Raw genomic sequence first — 12,939 nt, forward strand, 5'->3', positions numbered from 1 at the left:
AACTCTTGATCTTCTTTTCTGAATAGCCGTTTCTGGTATTACCGGAAACAGATTTGTGATGTTTTTGATAATCCAGGTGACCATCAAGTTCCCCTTCGAGCATTTTCTCAAGTCCTCTTTTCTGAATTTGTTTTAGAAAATTGCTGAGTTCTTCTCCTGATTTAAACTGTTTCAGAAACTCATCATCAAATAGATCTTCTTTTTTCATTTGTTGTGTAAGATTAGTACCTGGATTTTTATCGCAGGCAAGTTTATAAAATAAAGCGTTTAGTTTACCCTCTATTTTCTACTTACACAGTTTATGGTCTAGTCCCAATTTTTTATAGGTTTAGTTAGATGATAGTAGTGAGACTCGCTCGGGCGATCCCGAGAACACAAACTTTATCTTACCTTAATACTAGTTACGGTAACTGAGTTTACCTACTTAAGGAGGTAGACGAAGCCGAAGTCAAAAACGCTACCCAATAAAATCACTTATAAGCGGGGCGTCCTCCTAATCGGTCACACGTTCCGCTATAACTTATTTTTGTTGTCGCTCTACAACCATAAGTTTATTTCATTTGAACATTATAACAAAGCCTACAAGATTTAGATAACCTCATAGGATCAGAATTCACTTACTAGCCCTTTAGCTATTGTCTTTAGAAAGACGCACCAATCTACACTTTAACAACAAGGTCTAAATGGTTCCTAACAAGCCGTTAGACGCCACTCAATAATTTTGTCAAGGGTTCCAGCATACTAGTAATTTAATGCTTCAAACGGGACTTAATCAATAATTAGCTCCCTGCTTTAATAAAAAGATACTGTAATCCCGATTACACTTCAACAAAGGTCTCTTGTAACTTTTTTAAAGCGTGCTCATATCCTATAGTATAGGCTTTTTCTATACCTTTCTTGTCTAAAATACCAATTAAGTCTAAATCGTTTGGCTCAAAAAGCAAATCACATTTTTTAACTTTAATTCTATTATTAGCATACATCATTAAGGAAGTGGTTCTGTTAGTTAATTGGTAAGAAGAATTAATCCCCTCCTTGCTAAGTACTCTAATACCCATTAGATTACTACCAATTACATAATCTACCTTATTGGCAACTTCATAATAGGGAAAATTATTCATAATACCTCCATCAGCATAAATAGTTCCATCAATTTCTACGGGACTAAATACTGGAGGTAAAGCTGCAGAAGCTAATAAAGGTCTGATAAGCTCTCCCTCTCCAAAAACTCTTTCTTCACCACGTTGCAGATCCGTAGTTATTACATATAATTTACGCTCCAAAGCTTCAAAAGTATTCTTAGGGAAATATTTAAGCAGCACATCAAAATAACGCTCTGTATCTAAAAGTCCGGGTTTTACAATGGTCATAAAATGATAACGAAACAATGGAGTCTCTTTAAAAAAGTTGAGCATTTCTGAAACCGAGTTCCCGTTAGCATACATGGCACCAACAAGAGCACCCACACTGCTACCACTTACCAATTGAGCCTGAATGCCAAACTCATTTAAAGCCTGGATTAAGCCAATATGTGCCATTCCTTTAACCCCTCCCCCAGACAACACCAAACCAATTGACTTGGATTTAACACCCTCCAAATTCATGCTTGTAGTTTATTAACAATTATATTACGTAAAACCTTCATCAAGCTACGCAAATTTCTTCAATTTTTAAGGAAGATAGCAAAACACAAAACAAACCGATTGGTTTGTAAGTTCCGTTTCTTTGCAGTATCCAAACAAATAGCACGTCCAAAAACCCATTTAAATATAAGGACTTAGACTTTATGGCGTACTTTAAAGCCTAAGAAAATCGATTTTCTAACAAACCATAAGGTATTATTCCACTCTTTTAGCGTTGGCAAGTTTTTATAATTACCTTATACATCAACCGTAGCTGATAATTCTATTGCAATAAAAAAACCAAGAAAACAGTTGGGATAAAATATATAGCTATCGTTCTAGCGCCATCATAATCTTTGGCAATTCGCTGTCCTAACAACAGCATTAGCAATACAATACAAGATAGTACGGCACCTGCCAAAGCCATAGTTTTTTCACCTTCTGCAATTAGCATATATATACCCAAGAGACACAGCACCCCAGCAATCAACTCGGTTACAAGTACCGTTACCAATAATAGTGGAACCTGATTCTGAAAAAGGGTATTTTCAAAATGACCTTCTAGCCAAGTAACATTTCCCTTCCAGTCTAGCATTTTATCCAAGGCACTTTGTACAAATGTAATTATGAGAAAAAGAAGCAGTAATAGCTCCGTGGCATTATTAATTAAACTTTCCATATAAATATGTGAATTATTTAAGCTGCTTTGGCGTGTAATAAGCGCGTTAATTTTATGGACAAATCCATAAGGATTAATTTGGCATTTCCATTCCTTTCAATGTGATAACTTGCATCTTCCAGCTCCTTAACTATGGAAAGAATATTACCCTCGTGCACATAAGGAGCAAAATTTTCTAACTTAAAGCCCTCTACATGGAATCTCATAAAGGCTAGGTCTTTCGCATTATAATTAATTAATAAAGCCTGTCTCATAACGGAAATACAATAGCTTAGAAATTTCTTTTGCGTCTCTCTTCCTGTTTTTGCTACCAACTCACTCCAAGCAATAAGGTCATGGATAGCACTTTTATTCCCCTTTGCTCTAAAGGCAGATCTTACCCATTGAACAAACCACTTTTCAAACACTAAATCTTCTGAATCGTTATTCATAAAATCTAGTGCCTTATTAAAGTTACCATTGGCCTCATGAGAAATCCGAATAGCATCTTCCCTACTCACCCCCCTTTCTACCAAAGCCTCTACTATAGCTCCTTCGGCCACGGGTGGGAATCGCAGTATTTGACATCTTGATAAAATAGTTTGAATAATCTGTTCTTCGTCCTCAGCAATTAAAATTAATATGGTTTTATTGGGAGGTTCTTCTATAAGTTTTAATAGTTTATTTGCTGTAGCCGTATTCATTTTTTCGGCCATCCAAATAATCATGGCTTTATAACCGCCTTCATATGATTTAAGGGTTAGTTTTTTCACCATAATTTGGGCTTCATCAACCCCAATCTGACCCTGTTTATTATCAATTCCGATCATTTTATACCAATCGTAAAGGTTTCCATACGGCTGCTCCTTTACAAACTGCCTCCATTCTTCCATGTAACTATCACTTACAGCGTGACTTTTCACCTTGTCTGAATTGGCCACAGGAAAAGCAAAGTGAATATCTGGATGAGACAGGGAGTTACACTTTACATTACAAGAATTATCCCCTGTATTATTTTCTCCATTCCTATTGCCACATAGTAAATATTGCACATAACTAATGGCCATTGGCAATTTCCCACAGCCTTCTGGACCAATAAAAAGTTGTGCATGCGGAATCCGCCCTGCATCTGCACTGGAAGTAAGATGATCCTTAATATGGGTAAGCCCTAAAATATCCTTAAATAGCATGCACCAAATATAATGGAATTAAACCAAAAGAAAATCAAATTTCATGTTCACATAGAAGACGAATTATTCTCATTAACCTAATTGAATATTTAAAGCTAACTCCCTAAATAGTGGTAATTATTTGAGAAAGTATCTTTTAAACCTCCTTTAAATCTTTACATTTGCTATTCTATAAAACTAGAATTCATATGAGAACTATCAACGACTTTAATTTTAAGAATAAAAAGGCATTAATCAGAGTAGATTTTAATGTCCCACTAGATGCTGATCTAAAGGTAACCGATAACAACAGAATTGTTGCTGCAAAGCCTAGCATATTAAAAGTTTTGGAAGACGGCGGTAGCGCAATATTAATGAGTCATTTAGGTAGACCTAAAGGTCAAGTAAAACCTGAGCTTTCCTTAAAACATATTGTTAAGGAAGTTACCCAAGTAATTGGTGTTGATGTTAAGTTTGTAGAAAATTGTGTAGGTCCCGAAGCAGAAAAAGCAGTAGCCGACTTAAAGAGTGGTGAAGTTTTACTTTTAGAAAACTTAAGATTTCATTCTGAAGAAGAGCAAGGAGATGAAGAGTTTGCTAAAAAACTATCTCAATTAGGTGATATATACGTAAACGATGCATTTGGAACCGCGCATAGAGCACATGCTTCCACTACAATTGTAGCACAGTTCTTCCCAGAAAAGAAGTGTTTTGGATTTTTGTTAGCTAAGGAAATAGACGCTATAGAAAAAGTGATGCGTACTGGGGAAAAGCCCATTACCGCAATTCTTGGAGGAGCAAAAGTATCTTCAAAAATCACAATTATAGAAAACATCTTAGACAAGGTAGATCACCTTATTATAGGAGGTGGAATGACATATACCTTTGTGAAAGCACAAGGAGGAAAGATAGGAGATTCAATTTGTGAAGATGATAAAATGGAGCTAGCATTGGAAATCCTTGCTGAAGCGAAGAAAAAAGGAGTAGAAGTACATATTCCGGTAGACGTTTTGGCTGCTGATGATTTTAGTAAGGATGCCAATACTAAAGTGGTAAATTCAAATGAAATTCCAGAAGGATGGCAAGGATTGGATGCTGGACCACAAACGCTTGAGAATTTTAAAAAGGTAATCCTAGATTCCAAAACCATATTATGGAACGGCCCTGTAGGGGTATTTGAAATGGAACCTTTTGCCAAGGGAACTATCGCCATTGGTAATTTTATTGCGGAAGCAACTAAAAATGGAGCATTCTCTTTAGTTGGCGGTGGGGACTCCGTTTCTGCAGTAAAACAATTTGGTTTTGAAGATAAGGTAAGCTATGTGTCTACCGGTGGTGGTGCAATGTTAGAGAGCTTAGAAGGTAAAGACCTACCGGGAATTGCTGCCATATTAAAGGGGTAACTTCCTTGATTAAATCTTAATGATGAGTTGCTTTTTTGCCAATCTTATAAATAAATTATAAAGATTGGCAAAAAAGCACGATCTTCATATGTCCCCATAATAAATAGAAACCTCATGAATATAATCAAGAACTTTCTGTTAAGCATTATTGGGGTAGTCTCCGTGTCTACCCTTTCTGCCCAACAAATAGATTCCATTCCAAGCAATCCGAACATTAACAAGCCGGCAACTATGGAAGTAGACACCATTGCTATGGATATGGAAGGTGTAGAGCAGATGGAATCCATGGAGTCAAAAGTAGAATTAAAAGACAATGTACGACTTCTCTTAAAAGGTGAAGAAAAGTACGAATTACATGACCGTGAAGAAGCAGCTAGATATGACAGCCTTTGGTTAAAGGTCCTGTATGACAACACAATCCTTTTCGATTCTATTTATGAAGATATCGCCACAATGGAGATAGATACGGTATACCACTATAGCGTGGACACCGATACATTAAAGGCCAGATTGGAACTACTAAACCAAAAAACGCCTTTTAATATTACCTATAATCCGTCCTTGGAGAATGTGATTAACTCTTTCCTAACCCGAAGAAGAGGCTTAATGAGTAGAATGATGACGGCAAGTCAGTTTTACTTCCCCTTATTTGAGCAGGAGTTAGATAATCAAAACATCCCCTTAGAGCTAAAATACTTAGCCATTGTGGAGTCCGCCTTAAACCCTAAGGCACGTTCTAGGGTGGGTGCAACCGGTTTATGGCAATTTATGTACGGGACCGGGAAAATGTACAATCTAGACGTAAGTAGTTACGTAGATGAAAGAAGTGATCCAATAAACTCTACCAAAGCAGCTAGTTTGTATCTAAAAAAATTATACAATATTTTTGATGATTGGGACTTAGCTCTCGCCGCTTACAACTCTGGCCCTGGAAATGTAAACAAAGCTATTAGACGCTCTGGTGGATATAAGAATTATTGGAACATTAGAAGAAATCTTCCTAGGGAAACAGCGGGCTATGTGCCTGCGTTTTTAGCGACCATGTATATTTTTGAATTTGCAAAAGAACATGGGTTTGAACAGCAAATTGTGGAAAGGCCTTATTTTGAGACCGATACAATACATGTTAGGAGCACCATTACGTTTGAACAAATTTCAAAATTGGTTGACATTAGCGTTGAGGAATTAGAGGTTTTAAACCCCTCCTATAAATTAAATGTCATTCCATATATAAAAGACAAAAACTACACCTTACGCTTACCTATAGATGCCCTAGGCAAGTTCGTAAATAATGAAGAAGCCATATACGCTCATGTAAATGAAGAGTTGCAATCAAAAGAAAAACCACTTCAGCAAATAGTACAGTCACAAAATGAGATAAGGTACAGAGTGAAGAGCGGGGATTTTCTAGGTAAGATCGCGGAAAGATATGGAGTTAGAGTTAGCCAAATAAAAGCTTGGAATGGTTTAAGAAGCAATAATCTAAGAATTGGTCAAAGGTTAACCATTTACCCAAGAAAGTATCCTTCTACGGCGCAAAACACCAATACCTCAACAAATGCAGGAGCTAGCAGCGGCAACAAGGTACATACAGTAAGAAGTGGAGACACTCTTTGGACCATTGCAAAAAAATATCCAGGAATTAGTATCGAAAATTTACGAAAATGGAACGGTATTAGCGGTAGTAATATAAGACCAGGTACCAAACTAAAATTATGCGACTGTTCTTCGTAAAACTATAACACTATGAAAAAAATTGGTTTTCTTTTTATAACGACATTTCTATTTTTAATATCCTGTAATTCCACTCCTAAAAAAAAGTACCTACCCGCGTCTATAGGAGCTATTAATTCCTTGGCCATAGTAATAGATAATGATTTATGGGAAGGAGCTGTAGGAGACCGTGTAAGACAGCATTTTGCTGCACCTGTACTAGGACTTTCTTGGGAGGAGCCACTTTTTACCATTCATCAAATGCCGGCTAAGGTATTCTCGGGATCTGTTTTAAACAACCGTTCAGTACTAGTAATTGCCAAGGACACCTTAAGTTTAGCTCATATAAAAACAGACATGTTCGCTACCCCACAAAAAGTAGGGGTTATTAAAGGTACTACCGAGCAAGAAATAATTAAAAATCTTGATGCGAAAGCTAATGAGATGATTAAAGCTTTCAAGGATTTGGAAATTGGAGAAGCTCAAAAACGTTTCCTAATCTCTTTAAACCAAGAGAAAGCACTTGAAGAAAGCTTAGGAATAAACCTTTCTATTCCCTCTATTTATAAAGTAGGTAGACAAGAAGATTCATTTGTGTGGATTGATAGGCAGATCCAAAAAGGGAGCATGAATATCATTGCCTATGAAGTTCCCGGAAATCATTTTAAGAGCGATTCCACTTTGGTAGCCGATATTGTAAATATGCGAGATTCTATTGGAAAAGAATTTATCCCTGGGCCTACCGTTCCTGGAAAAACCACCTATATGATTACGGAAAAAGCATTTTCTCCTTATGTTTTTCCTGCTGAAATTTCTGGTAAAAAAGCAGCTGAAGTCAGAGGTATATGGGAAATTGCGAACTACCCAATGGCAGGACCGTTCTTAACCTATATCATTAATGACGACAAGAATGATAGAAAAATAGTAGTTGAAGGCTTTGTTTTTGCACCAGCCACCGAAAAAAGAGACTATATGTTTGAATTGGAGGCTATTTTAAAAACAATCAAGTTTGTCGATACACAAAAACCTCAGGAAGCAGGCATCAACTAGCTCCTTTAGTTATATCATTCTATTATAAACATATATAAAGTCAACTTTACACTTCCCTCCTCCTCTTAGGCATACTGAGAGTGACATGGGACCAAATAGTGTAGAGACCAAGATTCTTTTGTTTACCTATTTTAATTAAGACGAATACAGCTTCTAATAGAAAGTAAGAGTTCCTTTACGAATAAGCTGCACCTCCTTACCTAAAACCTTAATATCGGTTACAATAAGGCGTGTAATGAGAACAACCTAAAATAAATAGGGGCTTTTAAAGGCCATTTAAAACTCTATTAGTGGTTTAAACTAGCACAGCAGTTTTAAAAGACAAAACCGGTAGATACCCTATATAAAAAGGCATAGATTACCACTGCTATAAGGAAAAAGCAAAAGAATGAAAATGCTTTAAAGTATCTTTTCAGCATAATATATCCCCAGTTTCTAAAGGCTTCTAAATAGATTTCTTTTATGAGTAATACATGTTTCATATAGCTATAGTTAAGATTATTGCTAATACAAATTTCACAAATACTCGACCATTACTATAAATTATTGGATAAAGTGAAACATAAAAAGGTTGAAGAAACGTAATATTGTTTACGTTCGTTAAACAGTTAATTTATTCGTTAAACAACGCAGCACCCCTACAAGATACGGAGCAAACTAAACTGTATTTTCAACCAAGTTGTTAAGAAAATACCTCGCTGGGCGGTTATTTCAACTCTTTTACATTTAATATCAGCCAGCTCATAAAGTATAAATCAGAAAATAGGAAGGTTTACTCGCCTCATCATTTTTGCATAAAAAATTTAGGAATGTAATAATCTCTAAGTAAAATTATTCTAACCCCCTTTAGTCTAATGAGAACCATCAAATTATTATTGAGATTACAAAGTCCACTTTATTAATAAAGGCGGACTTTAATCTTTTATTACGCTTATTTTGAGTTACATTTTTACAATAATGAATTCTGACCTTCTATTAAGTTCATGTTGTTCACGAGAACATCTTACTCCATCTTCACACTCATTAAGCAGTTGCTCTTCCCCGTAACCTATAGCACTAACTATACGCTCATCGGAAATTCCTTTAGATATAAGGTAATCTCTACTAGATTTAGCTCTCTTATCTGATAGGTATTTGTTGTAAACCGCAGGACCTCTAGAATCGGTATGAGATTCAATTTTAATGACCATGTCTTTGTATTCCATCATCACCTCTACCATTTTATCCAATTCTATAGCGGCATCCTTTCTAATACCATATTTATCGAAATCAAAGTATATTAAGTCCGTTTTAAGTTTCCTAACTCCATCTTCCAAAACGATCAGCTCTTTTAATCTTTTCATGGAAACATCTGTACTTACTATTTCATTTTCAGTTGTTTCAGCAAACAACTCCTTTTCAAAATATTGGCCTTTACTAATTTTGACAACGTATTTTGTAAACGAATCTAAATCCTCAAAAACAAAGGAGCCATCCTCTGCTGTCACCATTTCCTTCAATTTTATATTGTTTTTATCTAATAAGGTAACTAATGCATTAGGCATAACTTCACCTGAAATATGCTCTACTACGGTTCCTGCAATTGCATTTTCAACAGTCTCTTCAGGAATCAACCTTTCAAAGCTATAGAGATCATCATCTCCCTTACCATCTTTCCTATTAGAAGCAAAGAAACCTTTATTAGTTACTTCGTTTACAATATAGGAGAAGTCATCTTTTTCACTATTAATTGGCATACCTAAATTAACAGCCTCTAAAAACCCACCGCCTTCTTTCAATTCCGCTTCATAAACATCCAATCCGCCTAAACCAATCCTTCCATTAGAAGAAAAGTATAACTTATTATTGGTGACAAAAGGAAACATCTCTTTGCGCGGGGTATTTACATTGGGGCCTAGGTTTTTTGGTTCGGAATAAAGACCATTCTCCAATACATCCACTACGAAGATGTCGGTTTCCCCCATAGTTCCAGGCATATCGGAAACAAAATATAATTTTTTCCCATCTGGACTTAATGAAGGATGACCAGTAGAATACGAATCACTATTAAACGGTAATTCCTTAGCTTCTGTCCATTCTCCCTCTACTTTGTTGGAAACAAAAATCTTTAAATGACTCATTCCATTTTTATCCCTACGCAACTTCTTACCATAATTATTACGGGTAAAGTACATAGTTGTATTATCTGCAGAAAAGGTAACCGATGCCTCATGGTATTTGGAATTGATTTTACTGGAAAACTTCATGGCATCTCGTAAATCTTGCGATTCTTCATTAATTTTTGCCACATACAAATCAAGGTAGGGTTGATTATTCCATCCATACCGTCTAGTATTAAAAAATGAGGAATCTCTAGAAGAGGCAAATACAATCTCATTCTCATTGTAAAACATTGGAGAAAATTCTGAATAAGCTGTATTTAAACTGAGATTTTTTAACTGTACATTAGGTCCTGAATTCAGAATATTATCTAATTTCACCTCATTCGTTTCGAAATTAGCAATAGTTTCTTCTAAATCATCTGCATTGCTCTCCACCTTAATAGACTTATTATAAAGTCGCATCATCCGTTTTGCTCGTCCGTATTTTCCAGATCCTTTTAATGTATGTGCATATTTAAACAAGAACTCAGGCTGAATTTCCTCCTTATACTTATTATACATTTTATTATACCAAAAATAAGCACGCTCCATATTAGTATTAAAGTAATGTGCGTCTCCAGCTTTTTGAAGCACCTCCAACCCGTATGTATCCGGTTTCTTAATCATAGCTCTTTCATAAAGCTCAGCCGCCTCGGCATACCGCATTTTATCAAAATAATCATTCGCTTTATTTAACCAGGAGTTGTTCCCCATTGGTACATCAGCTGCTGAAATATTATTCACATTACTGTTAGGATTCAACATCTCATAACTAACTTCCTCAATAGTAACTTTTTTATCAGAAAGGACTTTTTCTTTTGCATAATTAACCGAAACTAGCTGTTTACTTTCCTCATGATCTATTAATTTAGGCACTATCATCACCCATAAATCCTTTCTATAAGACTTATAAGGGTTGGTTTTGCATGCTTCTAAAGCCTTTTTCCACGTATCAAATTTTGCTAAGAAAAGATAACTTAGTTCATCTTCTGGGTTAAATAAAAATCCGGCATCAAATCCCTTCCCTCTAAGTTTATCGAGGTTTCTAGCTAAATTAAGATCGTTACCATATATGCCAGTAATAAGGTAGTAACCAGGAGAATGACTGAAAACAGTATCAAACCATTTGGTATTGATTTTGTCAGCTTTGAAAGCTGATTCGATCTCTTCCATACTACCGATTGCATCCAAATTAAAATCTTCAACAGATTCAAGGGATTGGGCGGCGGTTATTGGCATTACCTCTACCCTATTGGCATTACCAATATTCCCATTTTGAGCATGAAAAGCTGTGGTCACAAATAAGAATACTAAAGCAATTAATTTTTCCATGCGTTTAAATTATGGTGTGGCGTACTGTATGGTGTTTAGCACTTGCAAATTCACATTTAAGTCATCCCTAGAAGGACAACAACTACATTAATATTAAGCGAACGGTAAATCTAGACGCCTTAGTATTGATGTAAAATTTTTTGTTGTGAATCCCTCATTTTGCATAGTGTACAGGAATATTTAGAAAGGGATGTAAGTAAAATAGGGGATATTCTGAGAAATCAAGTCATATATTTCCACATAAACTTTACCCTGGATACAAGGTCTACTTTTTTATAACTAGCAAAGCACCACCATTTACTAACTCATTTGAAAGAGTCAATAATCAGCTCATTCTAATCGAAATAATAGAACCAGTCTCTAAAATGAAGGATTAGATAAAGTGGGTCATAGAACAAAGTAAAGTGTAAACTTTAATTCCTATTATAAGTAACAAAATATCAATCGGTACCACAAGTAAAGGACGCAGCCAATTTGGTAAGGCCTAGGAATACCATGAATAGTGTACTATTTAGTAAATAATACAAATAAAAAAACACCTACTAAAGCAGGTGTTTTTTTTTTATAATATGAAGTGAATATATATACTTATTCTTCTTTTTTCTTTTCCTCCAAAACCTCATCATCTTTGGAAGCATCCTTAAATTCCTTAATACCACTACCTAATCCGCGCATTAATTCTGGAATTTTCTTACCTCCAAATAATAATAAGACAATAGCCACTACTAAGGCTATTTGCATTGGTCCAATTGCTAAAAATGTATTTAAAGTTATCATAGTAAGATGATTTATTAGAAACAAAGGTACTAAAAAAGATGTAAGTAACTTGTTAATTTTAAAGACTAAAATATATTTTAATTCTGCCAATCTACAATATAAATTTTGAAAAGATACTTTTGCAAAGAAATAATACTATCCAATCAAATTTAATGCTAAAAATAATTAAAGTTAATTTGTAACCTTATCTTTGTTTATTATGACCAAAAAACGAAAAAAAAGAAAGGAATTAAAGAGGAAGCTCTTGCATAAGTACCGCTTGGTCATACTTAATGAAAGTACTTTTGAAGAAAAGATTTCATTTAAGCTGAACAGAATGAATGTATTTGTTACCGGCTCCCTTTTTATTATTGGCCTTATTGGTTTTACAATACTGCTTATTGCCTTTACTCCGCTTAGGGAATATATTCCAGGATACTCCTCTACGAAACTAAAACGCCAGGCCACCGAGCTTACCTATAAAACAGATTCTTTAGTTGTGGTATTAAATTATACCAATAGGTACCTAGATAATATTAGAAAAGTATTAAAGGGCGATATTGAAAATAACGAAATTAACAGAGACTCGTTGTTTGAACAGTATAAGCTAGACCCATCTACCATTGACTTAAGTCCCATAAGGGAAGATTCTATATTAAGGGAGCAAGTGGCTAGAGAAGATAAATATAATTTGTTTGAAAGAAACATCAATAGTCCCGGGAGAGTATTATTTACTCCCTTAAGCGGTACAATATCTCAAAGCTTTAACACGGAATCTAAGCATTATGCTGTAGACATAGTAGCCCCAAAAGATAGCCCCGTTAAAGCCGTAGCCAATGGCACCGTTATTTTTGCAGAATGGACTACAGAAACTGGCTATGTCATAATTATTGAACACTCAGAGGGACTCCTAAGTGTATACAAACATAATGGATCACTAAATAAGGAACAGGGTGATATTGTTCGTGCTGGGGAAGTAGTAGCCTCGGTTGGTAATACAGGAGAGTTCACTACCGGTACTCACCTTCATTTTGAGCTTTGGAGTAACGGCAGCCCTCTTAATCCAATAGATTTTATAGATTTTAAATAGTAGAA

General features: G+C 35.3%; 11 protein-coding genes. 4 read left to right on the plus strand and 7 right to left on the minus strand.

Annotated elements, in window-relative coordinates; all coding sequences use genetic code 11:
• From H344_RS0113950 to H344_RS0113965, 4 genes are all read right to left on the minus strand, one after another.
• A partial coding sequence (locus tag H344_RS0113950) for a transposase (RefSeq protein WP_026810878.1) occupies positions 1 to 208 on the minus strand: 208 nt, incomplete at its 3' end.
• A 610-nt stretch (positions 209 to 818) separates the two neighbouring features.
• A complete protein-coding gene (locus H344_RS0113955; protein WP_026810879.1) occupies positions 819 to 1,604 on the minus strand; it encodes a patatin-like phospholipase family protein in 786 nt (261 codons plus the stop codon).
• A gap of 301 nt (positions 1,605 to 1,905) precedes the next feature.
• Positions 1,906 to 2,301, minus strand: a complete 396-nt coding sequence (locus tag H344_RS0113960) for a hypothetical protein (RefSeq protein WP_026810880.1) — start codon at positions 2,299 to 2,301, stop codon at positions 1,906 to 1,908.
• A 17-nt stretch (positions 2,302 to 2,318) separates the two neighbouring features.
• Positions 2,319 to 3,470, minus strand: a complete 1,152-nt coding sequence (locus tag H344_RS0113965) for a DNA polymerase III subunit (RefSeq protein ID WP_026810881.1) — start codon at positions 3,468 to 3,470, stop codon at positions 2,319 to 2,321.
• A gap of 188 nt (positions 3,471 to 3,658) precedes the next feature.
• Here H344_RS0113965 and H344_RS0113970 point away from each other — a divergent pair, with 188 nt between their 5' ends.
• The 3 genes from H344_RS0113970 to H344_RS0113980 all read left to right on the plus strand — a co-directional run bounded on the left by H344_RS0113970 (position 3,659) and on the right by H344_RS0113980 (position 7,615).
• Positions 3,659 to 4,852: a phosphoglycerate kinase gene (locus H344_RS0113970; RefSeq protein ID WP_026810882.1), complete on the plus strand. Its 1,194-nt coding sequence runs from the start codon at positions 3,659 to 3,661 to the stop codon at positions 4,850 to 4,852.
• Positions 4,853 to 4,966: 114 nt separating this feature from the next.
• Positions 4,967 to 6,586, plus strand: a complete 1,620-nt coding sequence (locus tag H344_RS0113975) for a lytic transglycosylase domain-containing protein (RefSeq protein ID WP_026810883.1) — start codon at positions 4,967 to 4,969, stop codon at positions 6,584 to 6,586.
• 12 nt (positions 6,587 to 6,598) lie between these two features.
• Complete coding sequence (locus H344_RS0113980) at positions 6,599 to 7,615, plus strand: DUF4837 family protein (protein ID WP_026810884.1); 1,017 nt, start codon at positions 6,599 to 6,601, stop codon at positions 7,613 to 7,615.
• A gap of 314 nt (positions 7,616 to 7,929) precedes the next feature.
• Here the strand turns inward: H344_RS0113980 and H344_RS21880 are convergent, their stop codons facing one another.
• The 3 genes from H344_RS21880 to H344_RS0113995 all read right to left on the minus strand — a co-directional run bounded on the left by H344_RS21880 (position 7,930) and on the right by H344_RS0113995 (position 11,865).
• Positions 7,930 to 8,097, minus strand: coding sequence for a DUF6747 family protein (locus tag H344_RS21880; RefSeq protein ID WP_169514971.1), 168 nt, complete (start codon positions 8,095 to 8,097; stop codon positions 7,930 to 7,932).
• 459 nt (positions 8,098 to 8,556) lie between these two features.
• A complete protein-coding gene (locus tag H344_RS20355; RefSeq protein ID WP_051254331.1) occupies positions 8,557 to 11,088 on the minus strand; it encodes an OmpA family protein in 2,532 nt (843 codons plus the stop codon).
• Positions 11,089 to 11,676: 588 nt separating this feature from the next.
• Complete coding sequence (locus H344_RS0113995; protein ID WP_026810885.1) at positions 11,677 to 11,865, minus strand: Sec-independent protein translocase subunit TatA/TatB; 189 nt, start codon at positions 11,863 to 11,865, stop codon at positions 11,677 to 11,679.
• A 199-nt stretch (positions 11,866 to 12,064) separates the two neighbouring features.
• On the opposite strand from H344_RS0113995, the gene H344_RS0114000 reads away from it, so the two are divergent.
• A complete protein-coding gene (locus H344_RS0114000; protein WP_026810886.1) occupies positions 12,065 to 12,934 on the plus strand; it encodes a M23 family metallopeptidase in 870 nt (289 codons plus the stop codon).
• The last annotated feature ends 5 nt before the right edge of the window (positions 12,935 to 12,939 follow it).

It is taken from the genome of Arenibacter latericius DSM 15913 (assembly GCF_000424985.1).
In the GTDB taxonomy this organism is placed as follows: domain Bacteria; phylum Bacteroidota; class Bacteroidia; order Flavobacteriales; family Flavobacteriaceae; genus Arenibacter; species Arenibacter latericius.

Coding starts and splice junctions, on each gene's coding strand:
- H344_RS0113955 (WP_026810879.1), bottom strand. CDS start 1,604: ATGAATTTGGAGGGTGTTAAATCCAAGTCAATTGGTTTGGTGTTGTCT.
- H344_RS0113965 (WP_026810881.1), bottom strand. CDS start 3,470: ATGCTATTTAAGGATATTTTAGGGCTTACCCATATTAAGGATCATCTT.
- H344_RS0113995 (WP_026810885.1), bottom strand. CDS start 11,865: ATGATAACTTTAAATACATTTTTAGCAATTGGACCAATGCAAATAGCC.
- H344_RS21880 (WP_169514971.1), bottom strand. CDS start 8,097: ATGAAACATGTATTACTCATAAAAGAAATCTATTTAGAAGCCTTTAGA.
- H344_RS0113960 (WP_026810880.1), bottom strand. CDS start 2,301: ATGGAAAGTTTAATTAATAATGCCACGGAGCTATTACTGCTTCTTTTT.
- H344_RS0113980 (WP_026810884.1), top strand. CDS start 6,599: ATGAAAAAAATTGGTTTTCTTTTTATAACGACATTTCTATTTTTAATA.
- H344_RS0113970 (WP_026810882.1), top strand. CDS start 3,659: ATGAGAACTATCAACGACTTTAATTTTAAGAATAAAAAGGCATTAATC.
- H344_RS20355 (WP_051254331.1), bottom strand. CDS start 11,088: ATGGAAAAATTAATTGCTTTAGTATTCTTATTTGTGACCACAGCTTTT.
- H344_RS0113975 (WP_026810883.1), top strand. CDS start 4,967: ATGAATATAATCAAGAACTTTCTGTTAAGCATTATTGGGGTAGTCTCC.
- H344_RS0114000 (WP_026810886.1), top strand. CDS start 12,065: ATGACCAAAAAACGAAAAAAAAGAAAGGAATTAAAGAGGAAGCTCTTG.